The 16,535-nt window shown below is 39.7% G+C and carries 17 protein-coding genes and 4 pseudogenes; 11 read left to right on the forward strand and 10 right to left on the reverse strand.

The features are described from left to right. Nucleotides 1–246: 246 nt before the first annotated feature. Nucleotides 247–492 (reverse strand): type II toxin-antitoxin system Phd/YefM family antitoxin, encoded by a 246-nt coding sequence (locus tag V7K30_RS03405; protein WP_334997123.1) that lies wholly within the window; start codon nt 490–492, stop codon nt 247–249. 171 nt (nt 493–663) lie between these two features. Beyond that, nucleotides 664–966, reverse strand: coding sequence for a hypothetical protein (locus V7K30_RS03410; RefSeq protein WP_334997125.1), 303 nt, complete (start codon nt 964–966; stop codon nt 664–666). Between the two features lie 257 nt (nt 967–1,223). Between V7K30_RS03410 and V7K30_RS03415 the strand changes: the two genes are divergently transcribed. Then, nucleotides 1,224–1,610 carry a hypothetical protein gene (locus V7K30_RS03415; RefSeq protein WP_334997127.1) on the forward strand — a complete coding sequence of 129 codons (387 nt, stop codon included), beginning with the start codon at nt 1,224–1,226 and terminating at the stop codon, nt 1,608–1,610. A gap of 107 nt (nt 1,611–1,717) precedes the next feature. On the opposite strand, the pseudogene V7K30_RS03420 reads toward V7K30_RS03415, so the two are convergent. Next, nucleotides 1,718–2,818: pseudogene (locus V7K30_RS03420) on the reverse strand (nickel-dependent hydrogenase large subunit); the annotation flags it as partial. 116 nt (nt 2,819–2,934) lie between these two features. On the opposite strand from V7K30_RS03420, the gene V7K30_RS03425 reads away from it, so the two are divergent. The 6 genes from V7K30_RS03425 to V7K30_RS03450 all read left to right on the forward strand — a co-directional run bounded on the left by V7K30_RS03425 (nt 2,935) and on the right by V7K30_RS03450 (nt 7,368). Beyond that, nucleotides 2,935–4,482 carry a site-specific integrase gene (locus V7K30_RS03425; protein WP_334997129.1) on the forward strand — a complete coding sequence of 516 codons (1,548 nt, stop codon included), beginning with the start codon at nt 2,935–2,937 and terminating at the stop codon, nt 4,480–4,482. 267 nt (nt 4,483–4,749) lie between these two features. Beyond that, a complete protein-coding gene (locus tag V7K30_RS03430; RefSeq protein ID WP_334997131.1) occupies nt 4,750–5,985 on the forward strand; it encodes a hypothetical protein in 1,236 nt (411 codons plus the stop codon). Nucleotides 5,986–6,179: 194 nt separating this feature from the next. Then, the gene (locus V7K30_RS03435) at nt 6,180–6,413 is read left to right on the forward strand and encodes a hypothetical protein (protein WP_334997133.1); all 234 of its coding nucleotides are present in this window, start codon (nt 6,180–6,182) and stop codon (nt 6,411–6,413) included. Further along, on the forward strand, nt 6,400–6,618 hold the full coding sequence (locus V7K30_RS03440; RefSeq protein WP_334997135.1) for a hypothetical protein: 219 nt from the start codon (nt 6,400–6,402) through the stop codon (nt 6,616–6,618). The genes V7K30_RS03435 and V7K30_RS03440 overlap by 14 nt, the downstream gene beginning before the upstream one ends. Beyond that, nucleotides 6,611–7,033, forward strand: a complete 423-nt coding sequence (locus V7K30_RS03445; RefSeq protein WP_334997137.1) for a hypothetical protein — start codon at nt 6,611–6,613, stop codon at nt 7,031–7,033. Before V7K30_RS03440 ends, V7K30_RS03445 begins: the two co-directional genes overlap by 8 nt. Nucleotides 7,034–7,053: 20 nt before the next feature. Beyond that, nucleotides 7,054–7,368, forward strand: coding sequence for a hypothetical protein (locus V7K30_RS03450; RefSeq protein WP_334997139.1), 315 nt, complete (start codon nt 7,054–7,056; stop codon nt 7,366–7,368). 158 nt (nt 7,369–7,526) lie between these two features. Here the strand turns inward: V7K30_RS03450 and V7K30_RS03455 are convergent, their stop codons facing one another. From V7K30_RS03455 to V7K30_RS03465, 3 genes are all read right to left on the reverse strand, one after another. Next, nucleotides 7,527–7,826 carry a DUF5615 family PIN-like protein gene (locus V7K30_RS03455; protein ID WP_334997141.1) on the reverse strand — a complete coding sequence of 100 codons (300 nt, stop codon included), beginning with the start codon at nt 7,824–7,826 and terminating at the stop codon, nt 7,527–7,529. After that, nucleotides 7,823–8,053, reverse strand: a complete 231-nt coding sequence (locus V7K30_RS03460; RefSeq protein ID WP_334997144.1) for a DUF433 domain-containing protein — start codon at nt 8,051–8,053, stop codon at nt 7,823–7,825. The genes V7K30_RS03455 and V7K30_RS03460 overlap by 4 nt, the downstream gene beginning before the upstream one ends. A gap of 142 nt (nt 8,054–8,195) precedes the next feature. After that, nucleotides 8,196–9,746, reverse strand: a complete 1,551-nt coding sequence (locus tag V7K30_RS03465) for an ATP-binding protein (protein ID WP_334997385.1) — start codon at nt 9,744–9,746, stop codon at nt 8,196–8,198. 284 nt (nt 9,747–10,030) lie between these two features. Here V7K30_RS03465 and V7K30_RS03470 point away from each other — a divergent pair, with 284 nt between their 5' ends. Continuing rightward, nucleotides 10,031–10,759, forward strand: coding sequence for an acyl carrier protein (locus tag V7K30_RS03470; RefSeq protein WP_334997146.1), 729 nt, complete (start codon nt 10,031–10,033; stop codon nt 10,757–10,759). 505 nt (nt 10,760–11,264) lie between these two features. On the opposite strand, the pseudogene V7K30_RS03475 reads toward V7K30_RS03470, so the two are convergent. The 4 genes and pseudogenes from V7K30_RS03475 to V7K30_RS03490 all read right to left on the reverse strand — a co-directional run. Then, a pseudogene (locus V7K30_RS03475) lies at nt 11,265–11,774 on the reverse strand (nickel-dependent hydrogenase large subunit); the annotation flags it as partial. A 142-nt stretch (nt 11,775–11,916) separates the two neighbouring features. Beyond that, nucleotides 11,917–12,879 carry a hydrogenase small subunit gene (locus tag V7K30_RS03480; protein WP_334997148.1) on the reverse strand — a complete coding sequence of 321 codons (963 nt, stop codon included), beginning with the start codon at nt 12,877–12,879 and terminating at the stop codon, nt 11,917–11,919. A 449-nt stretch (nt 12,880–13,328) separates the two neighbouring features. Next, nucleotides 13,329–13,550, reverse strand: a pseudogene (locus tag V7K30_RS03485) (Rpn family recombination-promoting nuclease/putative transposase); the annotation flags it as partial. Further along, nucleotides 13,547–14,374: pseudogene (locus tag V7K30_RS03490) on the reverse strand (Rpn family recombination-promoting nuclease/putative transposase). The pseudogenes V7K30_RS03490 and V7K30_RS03485, both read right to left, overlap by 4 nt. 482 nt (nt 14,375–14,856) lie before the next feature. Between V7K30_RS03490 and V7K30_RS03495 the strand changes: the two are divergent. The 3 genes from V7K30_RS03495 to V7K30_RS03505 all read left to right on the forward strand — a co-directional run bounded on the left by V7K30_RS03495 (nt 14,857) and on the right by V7K30_RS03505 (nt 16,429). Beyond that, on the forward strand, nt 14,857–15,831 hold the full coding sequence (locus tag V7K30_RS03495) for a hypothetical protein (protein ID WP_334997152.1): 975 nt from the start codon (nt 14,857–14,859) through the stop codon (nt 15,829–15,831). Between the two features lie 99 nt (nt 15,832–15,930). Continuing rightward, nucleotides 15,931–16,197: a hypothetical protein gene (locus V7K30_RS03500; protein ID WP_334997154.1), complete on the forward strand. Its 267-nt coding sequence runs from the start codon at nt 15,931–15,933 to the stop codon at nt 16,195–16,197. A gap of 7 nt (nt 16,198–16,204) precedes the next feature. Then, nucleotides 16,205–16,429, forward strand: a complete 225-nt coding sequence (locus V7K30_RS03505) for a hypothetical protein (protein WP_292829464.1) — start codon at nt 16,205–16,207, stop codon at nt 16,427–16,429. Nucleotides 16,430–16,535 lie beyond the last annotated feature (106 nt).

Here is a 16,535-nt window from a genome sequence, read left to right on the forward strand (position 1 = left end):
GCGAACTCCGATATAGCAAATGCGAACTCCGAAGTAGCAAATGCGAACTCCGATATAGCAAATGCGAACTCCGATATAGCAAATGCGAACTCCGATATAGCAAATGCGAACTCCGAAGTAGCAAATGCGAACTCCGATATAGCAAATGCGAACTCCGATATAGCAAATGCGAACTCCGAAGTAGCAAATGCGTAGCTGGCCGTAGGCATCGCCAAAATAGGAAGCACTCGGTATCTAGCAGGAGTTTTACTTCTCACCGCCCTCAAATGCTGCCAAAATTTCTTCTGGCAAAGGGGCATTGAAATCATCTGACACTACGAAACGCCCTTGATCCCGCCCTAAACTATTGAGTCGATTTGATGAGGAGCGAAACGGAACCAACTTGGCGATCGGAATACCTCGATTGGAAATAATGATTTCTTCTCCAAGTTCTACGCGTGACAACAGCTTTGAGAGATTCGTTTTAGCTTGATGAATATTTACAGTTTCCATAAGATTAAACGTAGATCGAGGAATGCCAGCACGATCAAAATTGATGCGATTATCTAAGTTAGGTAGAGCCATCTATTATTGAGAAAGCTTTGATTTATCCCTAATAGATTTACGTTTTAATGCATATCTAGCTAAAGTTATATCGCTATGATGAATGGCAGTATCGAGCAATTATTTAGGACAATCTAAACGCTTAATAATTTCAAATATCATAGCTCTGCCCATTGAGTAATCTGGATCATTTTTACCTAACTTGTAAAGTATATAAAACTTTTCTTGAGGAATAAAATCATTGGCTTCTAAGAATGCTCGAAAAGCTCCCCATCGATAATGTTCTGTCCTCTGATATTCTCCTTTAATGTATTCCTTTTTTATTGAGGCAAAATTTTCAATAGTTATTATTCCAACGTCAATCCATTCTTTGCTGAATTGAAGTATAACAAAATCTGGGTCTTCGATTATTTGATAGTTCATAATTAACTATTTACAATAGGACTTACGCACTCTACAAATTGATTATCTTGTGTATCAACGATAATGGGTCGTTTCAGGCTTTTATAAATCATCCTTGGATAAATAGCGATCGCCTCCGACATACTACGCGATGGCACAACTCTCAAGGTACAACATTTACAAAATCAAATTGACGAGAGTGATGATCAAAGGTGAATGCCTCAGTTAATATGTTTTTAGCGCTAGTGAGTAACTGGAAGCAGAGTGAGAGATATCTTATGAGTTTGTACACCCATTGGACTTGTTTTAGTTGTCGAAAGAGTTTTCGTGGTTTTTCAACATCCAAATCTAAAGCTGAAGGTTTGATAACAAAACGTAAATGTCCTGAATGCAGAGAGGAACTATACAATTTTGGTATATATTTTCAGCCGCCGCGTCGCCAAGCAAAAAAAGCTTGGGCAATCATAGAAGTACTGGCTAAAAACGGTTATAGGTTTCAAACAGAAGGTAGTACAGTCTATATCAATACCTTTATCTTAGCTGGTAACAAAAGTCGTTATGAAGATGTACGCCAGCGCATTGAATTTGAGAAACAGTCGCAAATTGATAAGCAGATAAAAGCAAAGATTGATTTTTATAAACAAGAAAAGCGTCGTCGTTATTAAAACAAACTTAAGATATCTAATGAAATTGCTACTCGCTAGCTTTTGTGTGGGATGCAATAGCGATTAGCTAATAGCTAACCAGATAATAATTAGCTATTAGCATCTTTTTAAGCAGTCCGAAAACGTGCTAACTCTTCACCAGTCTTAGCATCATGGGCATGAACTGTACACACTAAACAAGAATCAAACGATCGCGCCACATGACCAACTTCCACCGGATCGCTAGAATCATAAATGGGTGTCCCAATTAAAGCTTCTTCAATGGGGCCGCGGATTCCTTCACCGTCACGAGGGCCGATATTCCAAGTGCCTGGGGCAATAACTTGATAATTTTTAATCTTACCGCCCTCTACTTCCACCCAGTGAGATAAGGAACCCCGCGCTGCTTCAGTTGCACCCCAACCGCGACCATCTTTTTCTTTGGGTTTGATATACCAGGGGTCGTTTAACTTAAATTCGCGTAAACAGTGTTCGGCTTGACGATATAACTTGACAAGTTCGTGAACTCGTGCTAGCTGACGCACATGAATACTAGCACCACCCATCTTTTTGAAGACATCAAGAATCAAGCCGTCGTAGTGTTGCCAAGATTCGCCATGTTTACCACCCGCAACTAACTGACGGGCTAAGGGGCCAGTTTCCAAACGTCCGAAGTCTTTGTGAAGAACTGCACTCGACCAAGAGTAGGCGTTATCGAAGTCTTTGGTATTAATTGCAGTCGGTTTAGTGGTGCGATCGCTAGGGTGAATGTCTGCCGTTCCCTCATCGTACCAGGAGTGAGTTGTATTCTCGCGGGTAAATGACTGATCCATTAAGGTGTGAGTGTCTGCGAAGCTGTCATACACTCCACCTTTCATGATCATCGCCGCATTTCGTCCTTCAATAGTCGGCTTTTGGTATTTATCTTCATGGGCTAAATATCCCCAAGTGACATATTTACCAACACCAGCGCCATATCTATCTAGACCGATGTCTAAACCCATGCGCCAATAAAAACCTAAGTCGGAATCTCGATGATTTCGGTCTTCATCTAACCAATTTCTAAAGTCATCATAAGTTTGGATTTGTTCGTAGCGTTCTAAAGAACAACCTAACCACACTGGTTCTAACCAATTGGTGCGGAAATATTCGAGAAGCGCCCAAGCGCGGGTAATGTCTGTAAGGGTTGGGGCGCACATCACGCCACCAGGCACCATATAACTGCTGTGGCAACTGGTGGTATGCTAAAAATGTTCCTGAGTAACTTATTATGTAAAGTGATTTTGCTCGGTAATAACATTTTATTTTCACCATCTCAGTTTATAAATAAGGGAATATTTAGGGAATGAGCGGGCAAAATCAAAATCAGGGTAATTGCGATGGCTACGCCGAGCAAAGCTATCGCCAAAACTTAATATCGGAGACATATCCCCCATCTACAGATGAGGATGCAAATGCAGACTCAAGGGATTTTTTCGCCAATATCTTTGGAGATTTTGAGCCGCAGAACACCACAGACGGTAGCTACAGAGGAACAATGGCGAAAATTAAAGCAACAGAATTACACTATCAAGAAGTTTTTGACCAGAAGTTTGTCGAAGCTAATACTAATTTAAAGAGGGATAGAATTAGAGTTAGCATTAAACAAACTGGCAATTCTCTTCAGTTACGGGCTACCCTACCGTTAAAACCAGGCGATGCCTACGGCGGGCATTCGCGGAGCGTCTCGCAGAGAAGCCAACGCAGCTTAGGTAAGGAAAAAAAGCAGTATGACTTGTCTCTAGGGATACCAGCAAATTTAGAGGGACTGAAAACTGCGATCGAGGAAAGTTACGAGTTGGGTAAATTAATTGCTCGCCATACTTTCGAGTGGAATGAGAAGTATTTAGGAATTAAATCTAGAGAGAAGCAAGAGATAAAAACTATTGGGCAATTATTAGATACATTTGATGAAAAATATTATCAAACCCGTCAGAAAACTATAACTAGTCAAAATACTTTTGCTAACTATATATCTGTAATTAAAAGAAACTTTCCTTTAACAACTTTGGCAACAAAAAATAAATTTGAGGAAATTATTAATTCATTTCAGGGAAATAAAAAAAATGAATTAATTGCGGTAAGTTCTGTTTTTATTAAAACCTTTCAGTTGGGATTTCTACTTGATGTGAGACGGGATCATGTCACTCCTGCCCATCGAGAAATACCTGACAATGATAAAATAGTATCTTCTTTTGACCTATTTGAAAAATTCGCCCTCAATCGCAAAAATACAAATATCACTGATGAAATAGACACCTGGGAAATGTGGCGTTGGGTATATGGAATGTTGGCAACCTTTGGGTTAAGACCAAGGGAATTATTTGTCGAACCAGATATTAATTGGTGGATGTGTCCCCAAAATATCGACCATACTTGGAAAGTGAATAAAAATACAAAAACTGGATATCGAGAAGTTATCCCTTTTGTACCGCAATGGATAGAATTATTTGATTTACAAAATCCCAAACCATTAAAGATTTTAGAAAAAAAGGTGACAAAAATTGCATCTGTGCAAAATATTAATTGGATGCGAAGAGATATATCCAGATGGTTTAGAAAAGTGGGAATTGAGTTTCAACCCTACGATTTGCGTCATGCTTGTGCGATTCGAGCGCATCTTCAGGGAATACCCATCAAAGCCGCAGCAGATAATTTAGGTCATACTGTTGATGAACATACAAAAACCTACCAGCGTTGGTTTGGCATTGAAAACCGGAAAAAAGCCTTTGGTGAGGTAATTAGTCAAAAGTCGTTAATTGAGTTGCAGAAGAATGAAATATTGGCACTCAGGGTGGAGAATGAAAGGTTAAGGTTGGAAGCTGAAAAGTTGAAATTCTCGGAAAATGTCTAAAAATCCAGAGGACTGCGAACAGCTTTATCACCACGGTAAAAACATCCTGAAAATTCTGTCTAATGCCCTAATTAGGATGTTATGCGGAAAATTTCTGGATATCCGGGATAAATATACTGAAAAGCTTGTACTTACGTACAAAATCAGGTAGATATACCGAATAATTCCGTCTATTACCCGGAAAAGAATGATAGCCAGAAAATTTATTGCTATCCACCCAGATTTGGGTATTTATCCAGAAATTTTCTGTATGATAGGTGTATTTTGATGGTCAGTCTACATTTAGCTAAAAATATGCTTGGGCAAAACTATTTTGAGAAACGACTAGGTGATATATATCAATATTCACATATTGCATATAAAAGTGGTAAAGGTAGAACTAATAACAGAGAATATTTTTGGGAGTTATGTGTAGATGCTTGTGGAAATATAATATTCATTCTAAGTTCATGCAACTCCCTTCAAGATTCAAGTAATATATCTAAAATTGAACATTTTTCTGGAGTATCTGATGACGATATTTGGAATTTAAATTGCACTGATATTCATATTTTAGCAAAAGAAGTTGAAGTTTCTGAAAAGCTAGTAAAGCTAGTTCTGTTTTGCCTTCCAAGCTCTATTGTTCTAGCACGCAAGGATCAGTCACCGAGTGAAATCACTTTAGCAAAAGCTTATTTTAGTAATTTCGATTTCTCTGGAGTTGACTGTGAACGAGGATTCTTCATCAACGTTGGTAGTAAAAAGTTTTGTTTCCAAACCCTTGAGGCTAATAAAGAGCTTATTAAACTTATTGAGATTGGTAGAATTCCTAATGCGCTCCTTTGTCAAGTAAGCATCCCGGTTAATAAGAATGACAGTATTTCAGCGATTGAGGACGAAGCCAGTTCGATAAGCTGGTTTTTGAGTCTTCTAAACCTTAATTCGGCGTTTATTCCAATTATCGAATATTCCTCTGATAGTGAGATTCTTCAATATTCTTTGGAGAACACTGTTAAAAATTCTTTTTGTAGAAGCTATATAATCGATAATTTTCGTATAAATGAGGGTATCCCGAAGGCTTTTGAAAGTTGTTATCAAAGCTATAAGAATTGGCAAGCCAAAATAGATATCAATTTTCTAATTGGCTTCTTGGTGGAAATTAATCAACAAAAATATATAGATATAAAATTGGCAGTAATGCTAATGGCTTATGAATACTTGTTGTTTAAATACTTGTTAAATGAGGGACTAACTCAAGATAAGATTGGAGACAACATCCAGAAGAAGCTACAACAAATAAATGGATTTTTGCGTTTTATTCCTAGTGGCATGATGGATGATACCTTGCGAGGTTCAGTGCGTAATCCATTATTCCATCAAGGAGAAATTCCATTGCTAACACTTGCTGAGAAAATAAATTTGTTTAAGGAATACTACGACTTGCTTATAAGAATTATTCTAAGAATTCTTGGTTACACAGGTCAGTATATGTCTGTGGTCACTCATAGCCCTTCCCAACCGTGAAGGCACTACCTAACACTTCGTTGGTGCGGACGGTATGTAGGTTATCGGTAGAATTTCAAGGTTATCTGCCGCCGCACAATTGCACCGTTAGACATCTAAAAAGTCCCTCTCAAGCTTTCTGGTCAGATAGAATGAAGAATAGACAATGCTCAAAAAAGCTCGCAAATTGAGGAATCTAATCACAGTGAAAAAAGATGCGCCCAAATGTTGACTCTCAGAAAATAGAACGACTTATGCAAGCCTTGGGTAGAGAAGCTCAAGGTTCAGGGTGCATTTACTTTACAGGTGGTGCTAGTGCCTTATTAATTGGGTGGCGTAGTTCTACGATTGATGTTGATATTCGTCTAGATCCTGAACCTCTAGGGATTTTCCAAGCGATCGCTTCCTTTCACCAACAGACGAGGAGATTCTCAAATGCCATTAGCTGAACTCATGTCACAAATCCAGAAACTTCCAAAAATTGACAAGCTTCGGCTGATGCAGTTTCTGGCGACAGAACTGGTCAAAGAAGAAGATGCAAACTTCTTTGTTGCAAATCAAGAGTATCCGGTCTGGTCGCCTTACAATTGCTCTGAGGCTGCCAATATTTTGATGAATCTTCTGGCTACAAAGCAACAAGAAAAGAATGGTTGACACTCAAAAATTTCCCTACAAAATTATTGACAGTAGCCTTGGCATGGTTGATAGAATGCCCTATCTGCCTTTGACCCTCGGTTCTAACGGTCATTCCTTGAACGTTGAAGGCTTATTGGACACAGGCGCAAGCGTTAATGTTTTGCCCTACGAAATAGGAATGAAACTGGGATTAATCTGGGAGAACGAGACACTCTCGGTTGTGTTGGCAGGAAATTTGGCTCGATTTGAAGCTCGCGCAGTCGTTGTTGATGCTCAAGTCATTTCATTCCCAACTGTTAACCTGGCATTTGCCTGGACAAAAGCAACCAATGTGCCTTTGATCTTGGGACAGGCTAATTTCTTCTTTGAGTTTGATGTTTGCTTCTTCCGTGCGCGTTCTGAATTTGAAATTCGCCCCAAGCAGGGTGACTAAAACTGGAGATAGAATCAATCGTGAATCTCAATGAATTGCCAGGAGCAGAGATAATCTTGCCTGGATTGAGGGATCTTCACAGTGGTCAGTCCAATACAATTGGAGCATTGCTAGTGGCGATCGCAGCCATTCGTTTAACTGAAGCAGGTTTAGATATCCCCAAAAATCACCTAGTTCTAGAGCCAGAGCTAACTTTATATGCTAGTCTCCAAGATGAACGAGATGATGCTTACCTTTACTATAATGCTTTGCTAAATCTCCTCAATAGCTTTTGCAATGCACTCGAACTCAGTTATAAATATAAGCCGTCTAACTTCACCATTAAACATCTTTGAGAAAAGCGATCGCTCAATATCCAAATAAATCAATACTTCTATACATAAGCTGACCTGTAATTATTTAAACTCAAATATTTCTATTTACGTATTTATATTGAGGAAAACCCGGCTTTATACTTCAATATAAAGAAAATAATTATACTTAACTACTTATCTTAGACTTCCTTAACGGCGATCGCTGCGATCGCTGATCTTGTAGGGTGCGTTAATGAAATGTAACGGTTTCCAAGTCTAAGCCAGATGACTTTTGGGGGATTTCCAAACACTAAACTCAGATCGTGCATATCAGCATCTTTTGAGACGATCATCAAATCATTATCTTTTGCATAATTCCAAACTATCGGGTCTATTGTTGCTTTCATGCCTACATCTCGAACATGAAGTGAGTCTGGAAAAAGATTGCTCAAGCGGGTGGATAATTTAGGGGATAAGTTTTCATCAAACAGTAATTTCATGCTGATAATGGAGAAATCATAATCCGACGTTCACGGTCAGCCGCATAAGCAATACAAGCTTTTAAATCTTCTCGCGTTAGATCGGGAAAATCATCAAGAATTTCTGCTTCGGTCATCTCGGAAGCTAGGTATTCAAGCACCTCATAAACTGTAATTCGCAAGCCACGTACACAAGGCTTACCACCGCGTTTATTCGCTTCGATTGTGATATAGTTTCTGTAATTCATAGGTGGCTTTGCATTTTTGCCAATTCGTGTGATCTTACCATGTATTTCTGCTAAAAACTCAATAATTTCACCGTTAAACATCTTTGAGAAAAGCGATGCCTCCGGCACGCTGCGCGAACGCTCAATATCCAAACAAAGAAATTCACGCCCGAATCACAGTAATCGCACGTTGATTTTCCGTGACCACAACCTGAGTTGACAAACGTTCTTCCATTGGTAGCGCATTTTTACGCCTGTCAAACACAAATAACCAACCAAAATCCAACCCCAAACGACCTAAATAGGATTCTAATTGCTCAATACCCTCAGTTTGGGGGTCACGCTTTTTCTCCCGCCATACCTTTAACTCAATACCTAACGTTACATCTTTGTAACGCAGACATAAATCCATTCTGTCACTACCAATTGCATATTCCCTCTCCAGGGTTCCACCACCGTTAACAACACGATGCAAGAAAGCCATTAATACGATATGCGGTGCGATTTCATGGTAGCCAGTACTACCTAATAACGGTTCCCCGTGCTGTCGCCAAAACTTGAGAAATGCTTCAAGTAACGCATCTATATTTAACTCCCCTTCTGGGGTTAACCAAGTTGGTGCAATCACTGGTAGGGAAGCCATTGGTGTCACAGTTAATACCCTGGGTAAAACTTCCCGATAAATTGGATTAGCAATGGTTAATCCACCTTGGGGGTGCATTTTACACAAACCCAAATCAATCACAAATTGAATATCATCGTTGGGTATATCCCCCAATTCCAAACCCGCTAACATTGGCTCGATAATCGCTTTTATCCTTGGTTCCCGTAAGCGTTCGGCTAAACTATCAAGATGAGTATCTTGACGGGCAATTAATATTTCCTTAGCTTGTAAAATATGTTCTTTAGTAATAGCAATACTTCTATCCTTAACCATTTTTTCCACAACTTCTTTAGCAAGAGCATTAACTAACCAAGGTTGTCCCTGGGTTAAATCAAAGGCTGTGGCTGTGGCTTCTGGAGTGAAAATTTGTCCTGTCTCTTCTGTGTGTTGTTGATATAGTTCTTGCACCTCTACAGCATTAAAATTTCTCAGGGTAATGGAACTGACTTTAATATTAAAAGGACTGGATGTGTTTAATCTGTCACTACCACCCGATGCAACCTTATAATCCCGCACATCGCGTAAACCAATTAATCCCACAGATATGGGAAAATTTTCTGGACGACTGCGATAACCATCACGTAACTGTCGCAAAACCGAAATCAAGGTTTCGTCTTGTAAAGAGTCAATTTCATCAATAAATAATACCAAGGGACGCTCGATCGCTCGTGACCAAGCTCTTAAATTTTCGCCAATTCTCTGACCGGGAGCATTATAAACCCACATTGGGGGTTGTAGTTCTGGGGGTAGGTTATCCTCAATTGTATTCTGCCAAGCTCCCAAAATCGCCAATTCTGCTGCACCTGGGTCATGATTAAATGCACTTCCCACCTCTGCCGATACCACTACTGCTGCATAACTTCCAGTTGCGGTAAGTTGCTGCGCTAGGGCTAACATTGCCGTTGTTTTGCCCGTTTGTCGCGGTGCATGAACGACAAAATAACTTTCTTGTTCAATCATTACGGACAAGTCGGGGAGACGACTTGTTGCTGAGAGGGTATAGTGTTTGTCAGCTTTACATGGACCTGCAATATTGAACCAGCGAGACATGGGATGTTGGCAGTTGGCGGACACTTTGAGTTTAGACGATTTTGGGATTGGGGATGGCAGGAAGGGCTAATTGGGGATTTTTGTTTGTTTAAGCATCGGGTATATATACTGAATCATTCCGTCTATTACCCGGAAAAGGATGATAGCCAGAAAATTTATTGCTATCCACCCAGATTTGGGTATTTATGCAGAGATTTTCTGTATAATACGCAGATATTGACGATATCTAGAAAAGTTCTTGATATTATGACTAAAGTATCTGTAAATCTACAGGAGATTAGCTGGTGAGTGAAGCTGATAAGAGTTACGAACTAGAAATACTGAAGATCATAGTCAACAAGCACTTAGACGAAAGCACATTATTTAATAAGAAAAATATTAATGAATCTGAGACTAAGCGTGACCAATTTGTATGGGATACAGCAACAAAAATTTATCAACAAAGTGGACATAAAGTTGAACTTAGTTTAGTACGAGATATAGTTGATTCTCGAATTAGGGCTATAAAGAATCAACTTGCCGAAGAAGCCCGTTATATTACAGAACAAAAAGCCCAACAAGCATCTGAAGAAGCTCGTCGTATTGCTGATGCGGAAAAAGCTCATAATATTACTGAGTCAGATCCCCAATTTCTTTCCAAGGTGACTGATTCACTAGGGAAGTTCGGAGGTGATGAGCGCAAAGCAAAAGTTTTTGTTAGAGTTCGGGAAGTAATTAGTGAACAGTTATCTGTAGAAGAGAGAGAAGTAAGTTTAGACAGCCATCTATCGAACCATCTTAATGCAGATGGATGTGATTTAATTGAACTTGTGATGGCATTAGAAAAAGAGTTCGGAATCGAGATCCCTGATGAGGTTGCTGAGGACTCCTTGGGTATAGGGATAAATAATATCTTTTCTGGTGGTTCGTGGTGGGGTTCATCAAGTTCATCCCCCTCTTCATTTAGCTATAATGCAGGTGAGCAATGCATAGTCAGAAATTTTGTAGAACTAATATGTAAAAAGCTCAAATAAGAGATTTATATAATTTGAGTTCTAGGCGAACAAGCACTTGCAATGGAACGGAGTTTTACGCTATTGGTCATGATGTAAATATTATCACCGTCCGATGAAGTGCCGGGTGTTAAACACCTTTAAAAAAGCGATCGCTCAATATCCAAATAAATACTTTTATACTCAAGCAAGTATGTAATTATTTAAACTCAGATATTACTATTTGCGTATTTATATTGAGAAAAACCCGGATTTATACTTCAACAGCAAGAAAATAATTATACTTAACTACTTGCCTTGGACTTCCTTAACTGCGATCGCTAATCTAGGGTTAGGGAAAAATTAGGTAATACCTGAGAAAAGCAAATAACTTTTAGCAGAGAAAAATAAATGGATTTACTGCTTGCTATCTTTGCTTATGGCGTAGCTGACCGTGGGTTTATCGCCTAATTTAAGGAAAAACCAGGGAATCATTACACATATCCTGGCAAATCCTTACTATATAAGCAATTCCCTAATTTATTTCCATATAACTGCTGTGAGGCCATTGTCCGCCCAATAGTGCATAAATTTCTACAGGTTTCGCGGAAATTGTGATGCCTAGTTCATAAGATTTGCCTGTGAACGCAGCAAAGCGTTTAACAGCTTCGTCATAAAAGCGACTATGACGGTATTTCTTATTAGTTAAATCAATGGCAAAGAGTCCATAAAAATAGCGGGGTATACTTTGGATTGTTTCGACAATTTGACCTAAATTTCTGGCTAAAATTGCATTGCGTGGAACTTCTGTTTCCCAAGCTGTATCTAATGCCCAAGATGCACAAGTTAGGTGAGAACCGCCGCAAATTCCGCAAATGCGAGGTGTGACAATTAATCCGGCTTGGGGGTCTTTACCGCGTAGGATAACTTCAAATCCTCGGAAAAGTTCGGCATGTGTCCAAGCGTTAACTACCCGCCCATTTTCGATATCAACTCGAACATCTAAATCGCCTTCAACTCTACCTACGGGCGATATATCTAATGATTGAATTCCCATTCTCTTCTCCTATTTTTTATAAGCATTAAAGTTTTGTAGTTTTGTCGGGTGCGTTAGGACTTTAGTCCTAACGCACCTAAAATTTGAGGTGGTGCCGTACTTTCGGCGATAACTACAAAATTTAATGACTAATGACCAATGACTAAACTGTAAAAAAGTCTTCTTCTGCCCAAGGTGGTGCTGCATCCTTGGCGACCATTGTGAGTAAGGCGTAGTCTTTTTTGTTCACCCCTGGCGGTAATTCTTTGGGAACTCCCATGACTGTTTGGGTTTTGAATACGGTTCCCGGTTTGAGGTCAAAGAAAGGAAATTCTGGTTCTGTACAACCTAAACAAGGCATTCCAGCGCGAGTTTTGGAAGAGACGCGGTTCCACAAGATGCGGTTGCAGGAAGAATGGGTCATAGGGCCGCGACAACCCAAGTCATAAAATAGGCATCCTTTGCGCTGACCAAATTCGGCGGTTGAGGCTTTGTAGGCAAAGTGGACGTTGCGGGTACAACCTGTTTGGGTATAGGTGTTGAAGAAGGTTTGGGGACGATTTAGTTCATCGAAAGCAATGTCTGCTATGCGTCCAGTAGCGATCGCAACTAATATCTGCGTAATCCAGTCGGGATGGGCGGGACATCCAGGTATATTAATTACAGGTAATCCGGCTTGCGATACGAAATCTTTCCCTAAAAAGCCGCCTTCTTGACGTTTGAGAAATTGTAAACCTTCCGACTCGCTGGGGTTGGGTGACATGGCGGGAATTCCTCCCCATGTCGCACAATCTCCCACGGCGACGATAAATTGAGCAACTTTGGCGAGGTCTGCTAACCAATCTTTCATGGCGCGATCGGCAAACCGATTCCATTCGCCGGTGCCGTTGGGGGCGTTAACAACACTGCCTTCAAATACTAAGATATCTAAAGGAATTGTGCCAGAAATGCAATCCCGCAGCAGTGTTTGTAAGTTGTTGCCTAGTTCCAGCCCCAAGGATGGATGCCAAAGTAAATTGATGCCAAAGTCGGCAATTAAATCGCAGACTGTCGGTTCTTCAGCGTTGAGAAATGACATGGTGTTGCCTGAACAAGCACCACCTTGTAGCCATAGTACGTTAGTCATCGGCTAGGTGTTTTTCTATTGTTTAACATGCATGATGTAGGTGATAATCCTTGTAAAATCTCACCTGGTTATCAATATTTATTTTTCAATTTTAAGATATTTATTTATTTAATTCACTTTCATTAAAAAAGAATTAATCATTAACAATAGCTGAAATCTCATCAAGATTATTTTAAAGTATTATGTCTGTTAAATATGTTACATATTTAACAAATAAACAATAGTAAAAATAAAATTGCCTTTTTTTAACTCCTCACATTAAATAACCTCGACGTGCTTAATTTATTGCAGTTAAAACTCTGGAATTATTAATAAAAATTATTATCAACTGCTAATCCGGGTGAGGTTATGAGTATTTTAAGCCGTCAGATTTTAATGCAATAACTGAGTAAAATACAGCAAAATGTTGGGGCGCAAGGTTTTGTGCCCCGACTTAGCACCTTATTGTTTTAGGATTTTGGTTGTGCAGCCTGTCTAACAACTTGTTCGTCCAAACCTAACGCTTGAGCTATCTGCTCAATACTTAAACCCAACTCGAATAACTGGGGTATCGTTTCTAACTTTCCTTCTTGCCTACCTTCTTGCCTACCTTCTGCAAAAACATCTTGGTAAAATCTAGTTTGCTTTAACTCATTTGATCCGAACATTTTTCTTATCTCCTCCTGTTTTAGGATTTTGATTGTGCAGCTTGCCTAACAAGTTGTTCGTCCAAACCTAACGCTTGAGCTATCTGCTCAATACTTAAACCCAACCCTAATAACTGGGGTATCGTTTCTAACTTACCTTCTTGCTTACCTTCTTGCTTACCTTCTTGTTTACCTTCTTGCCTACCTTCTTGTTTACCTTCTGCAAAAACATCTTGGTAAAATCTAGTTTGCTTTAACTCATTTGATCCAAACATTTTTCCTATCTCCTCCTGGCTCAATCGCGGCAACTTGTAGATTAATATTGTCTCTATCAATTGTATAATTTCTCTAATAGTAGCGACATTTAGAATTTGCTGTCGGGCACTGTTGACTATTTCTAAAGCTTTTATTGTCGCAGTAGATTCGGGTTCGATGATGAGTTTAACTGTCTCTATGCCAATTGATGATGTCTCAATTGAGCTTAATTCGTCGAGATAGACGCGAGTTACTCGTTATGAGTTGAGTAATTCTGTATATCTTTCGGTATCTCCAGTATCAACGCTGCGGTTGGGGAAGATGACAACACCACGCCAATTATTGGCTAATTCGGTTTTGTCGAGATAGTTAAAGATTTCGGTAAATAAACGTGAGTAGAATTTTTTGTCTTGTTGAAATTGCACTTCGGCAAAATAAATCGGTAAGTCTGGCGTATTTGGCAGGAAGACGCCATCGATTCTAAACGCCAGTTGTTTGACTTCTACTGAAGAAAATTGGTAAGCACTAGCTAGTTGGGGCGGTTGGTTAATCAGTTCAAAGAAAGTACTGGGGATACTCTGAAAGATCCGATAGAAGATACTGTCTGTTTTCAAGGGAGCTAATTTTACAGTTGATGAACATATTTTACACTTCGACGATCCTGTGGCGACTATTTTGAGTACACTAAATATATGTATGTCAACAATTCAATAAATAATATTTAAATTGTATAAGATGATGATACAAAAATTATTTAAAAAATATTAGGTGTTTAAAGCTGACATTAATATTAGCAATTCCCCCCTAGAATTTTAGAAATAGGGTGTTTTATATTTTAGAGATTGGGAATCGGATACTGGGTATTGGGCACTGGATATTGAGTACTGGGTATTGGGCATTAAGTATTTGGAAAACTTTTCCCAGTCCCTAATCCCCAGCCCCTAATCCCTAGTCTCAGACAAAAAGGGGAATTCCGCCTAAAGGACTCGAAGCCTGCGTAAATCAGTATGGCCCGTGATGAGATGCGATCGCGTGTCTTGATCATTCATGGGTGTTGACAGACTCAATTCCCAATTGGCTAGAGTACGGCAGAGTTATGACCCCCAGCATTACAGATTCAGTGGTGAAGGCTGCGTTAGCAGCTGTTGCTTCAGAGTCAGCCACAGCAGAGGAAAAAATCCAAATGCTGATCGAGATAGCACAGGGTTTTCAAAAAAAGCCCAAAGCTGCCCAAGACTTGCGAAATGCAGTTGGGTTATATTACCGGGCCTACGAGATGTGTGGAGAGGAGTATCCCTTGCTAAAAGCCAGGGCCCAGGTGGGCATGGCAGGGACATTACAGGCAATACCGGATGCTGAGTACCAACTGTTGATGCAAGCGAAAGTCGGTTATGAAGAAGCGTTACCGATTTTACAACAATTAGCAACGCCTGAGGAAGTGGCAGAGACACAGATGAATTTTGGGCTGGTGTTGCAGTCGCTAGTGCCATTCAATTTGGCGCGGATAACAGACAGCATCCAGGCTTATCATGAGGCTTTGCGGGTGTTTACTTGGGAGGATTATCCCCAAGAATACGCGATTTTGTATAACAATATTGCGATCGCCTACCTTTCCATGCCCCTAGCATCGGAACGGGAATACTTGCGTCAAGGGTTAGCAGTGCAATCATTTGAGGTGGCACTAAAGCATATTAATCTGATTGATCATCCTAGAGAATATGCGATGTTGCAAAACAATTTAGGTAACGCTTTGCAATATTTAGTGAGTTCCCATCCTGTGGAGAATAATTTGCGTGCGATCGCAGCTTATGATGAAGCCCTAAAAGTGCGTAATTTCAAAGATACACCTCTAGAGTACGCTAACACAATTTCAAACAAAGCCAACGCCCTATTCAACTTACCAGACGATCACGAAAAACCAGAAGCTGGTAATCCTCAAAATCTTTTCCAAGCGCGTATCTACTATCAAGACGCTTTAGAAATATTTACGGAACATCAACAAATTGCACAAGCAGAGGTAGTAACTCAAGCGCTACTAGATGTGGAAGCAGAAATAGGCAATAGAAAATAGGACATTGGGCATGGGGCATTGGGCATTGGGTATTAATTATTCTTTCTGCCTCATTCCCCCACTCCCCACTCCCTACTCCCCTAATTAGGACAGAATAGCATGAGAGATATTTTTACCTACCCAAATGTGATAAATTTTATCACCAGTTTAGCAGATGGTGATCTGAACATAGCAACAGAATTTGTGTGGATAATCATAGCAACAGCTTTGTCTATGGTCGGCGGTGCAATTGGTGGAATGCTATTAGCTGGAAAAGATATAGGCTATAGTTTTTCAGCAATGCTTGGTGCATTATTTGCCCCTGCGGGTGTAATTCCCGCTATCATCTTAGGGCTTGCTGCCTTAAATTTCTTGACAAATTATTAGGAGAAAAATGTTAGAGATCGGATGGTTTTCTGCCAAGTTATTTTTTAAAGGAAAGCTACTACGCGACCCGATGTATTTTGTAAAGCAAACTACTATTGGTATTGCTGTAGGTTTCTTACTGCTAGTGTTACTCGCACAAGCCCCAATTCCCTTCTACTTACCAATAATATTATCTAGCTTAGTGACGGGTATGATTATGCCATTTCTTCTCAAAGATTTCAAAATGAAGTGAATTGTCATTAGTCATTACTCATTGGTCATTTGTGAATAACTAATGCCCCATATCCCTCAATTTTGGATTTTAAATTGTTCAATCCAAAATCTAAAATCCAAAATCT

This window comes from Nostoc sp. (genome assembly GCF_036917655.1).
In the GTDB taxonomy this organism is placed as follows: Bacteria; Cyanobacteriota; Cyanobacteriia; order Cyanobacteriales; family Nostocaceae; genus Nostoc.

What these genes read in the sequence shown, in the direction of transcription:
- V7K30_RS03405 (WP_334997123.1), bottom strand. Translation starts at nt 492, where the DNA reads ATGGAAACTGTAAATATTCATCAAGCTAAAACGAATCTCTCAAAGCTG.
- V7K30_RS03410 (WP_334997125.1), bottom strand. Translation starts at nt 966, where the DNA reads ATGAACTATCAAATAATCGAAGACCCAGATTTTGTTATACTTCAATTC.
- V7K30_RS03415 (WP_334997127.1), top strand. Translation starts at nt 1,224, where the DNA reads ATGAGTTTGTACACCCATTGGACTTGTTTTAGTTGTCGAAAGAGTTTT.
- V7K30_RS03425 (WP_334997129.1), top strand. Translation starts at nt 2,935, where the DNA reads ATGAGCGGGCAAAATCAAAATCAGGGTAATTGCGATGGCTACGCCGAG.
- V7K30_RS03430 (WP_334997131.1), top strand. Translation starts at nt 4,750, where the DNA reads ATGGTCAGTCTACATTTAGCTAAAAATATGCTTGGGCAAAACTATTTT.
- V7K30_RS03435 (WP_334997133.1), top strand. Translation starts at nt 6,180, where the DNA reads ATGCGCCCAAATGTTGACTCTCAGAAAATAGAACGACTTATGCAAGCC.
- V7K30_RS03440 (WP_334997135.1), top strand. Translation starts at nt 6,400, where the DNA reads ATGCCATTAGCTGAACTCATGTCACAAATCCAGAAACTTCCAAAAATT.
- V7K30_RS03445 (WP_334997137.1), top strand. Translation starts at nt 6,611, where the DNA reads ATGGTTGACACTCAAAAATTTCCCTACAAAATTATTGACAGTAGCCTT.
- V7K30_RS03455 (WP_334997141.1), bottom strand. Translation starts at nt 7,826, where the DNA reads ATGAAATTACTGTTTGATGAAAACTTATCCCCTAAATTATCCACCCGC.
- V7K30_RS03460 (WP_334997144.1), bottom strand. Translation starts at nt 8,053, where the DNA reads ATGAATTACAGAAACTATATCACAATCGAAGCGAATAAACGCGGTGGT.
- V7K30_RS03465 (WP_334997385.1), bottom strand. Translation starts at nt 9,746, where the DNA reads ATGTCTCGCTGGTTCAATATTGCAGGTCCATGTAAAGCTGACAAACAC.
- V7K30_RS03480 (WP_334997148.1), bottom strand. Translation starts at nt 12,879, where the DNA reads ATGACTAACGTACTATGGCTACAAGGTGGTGCTTGTTCAGGCAACACC.
- V7K30_RS03495 (WP_334997152.1), top strand. Translation starts at nt 14,857, where the DNA reads ATGACCCCCAGCATTACAGATTCAGTGGTGAAGGCTGCGTTAGCAGCT.
- V7K30_RS03500 (WP_334997154.1), top strand. Translation starts at nt 15,931, where the DNA reads ATGAGAGATATTTTTACCTACCCAAATGTGATAAATTTTATCACCAGT.
- V7K30_RS03505 (WP_292829464.1), top strand. Translation starts at nt 16,205, where the DNA reads ATGTTAGAGATCGGATGGTTTTCTGCCAAGTTATTTTTTAAAGGAAAG.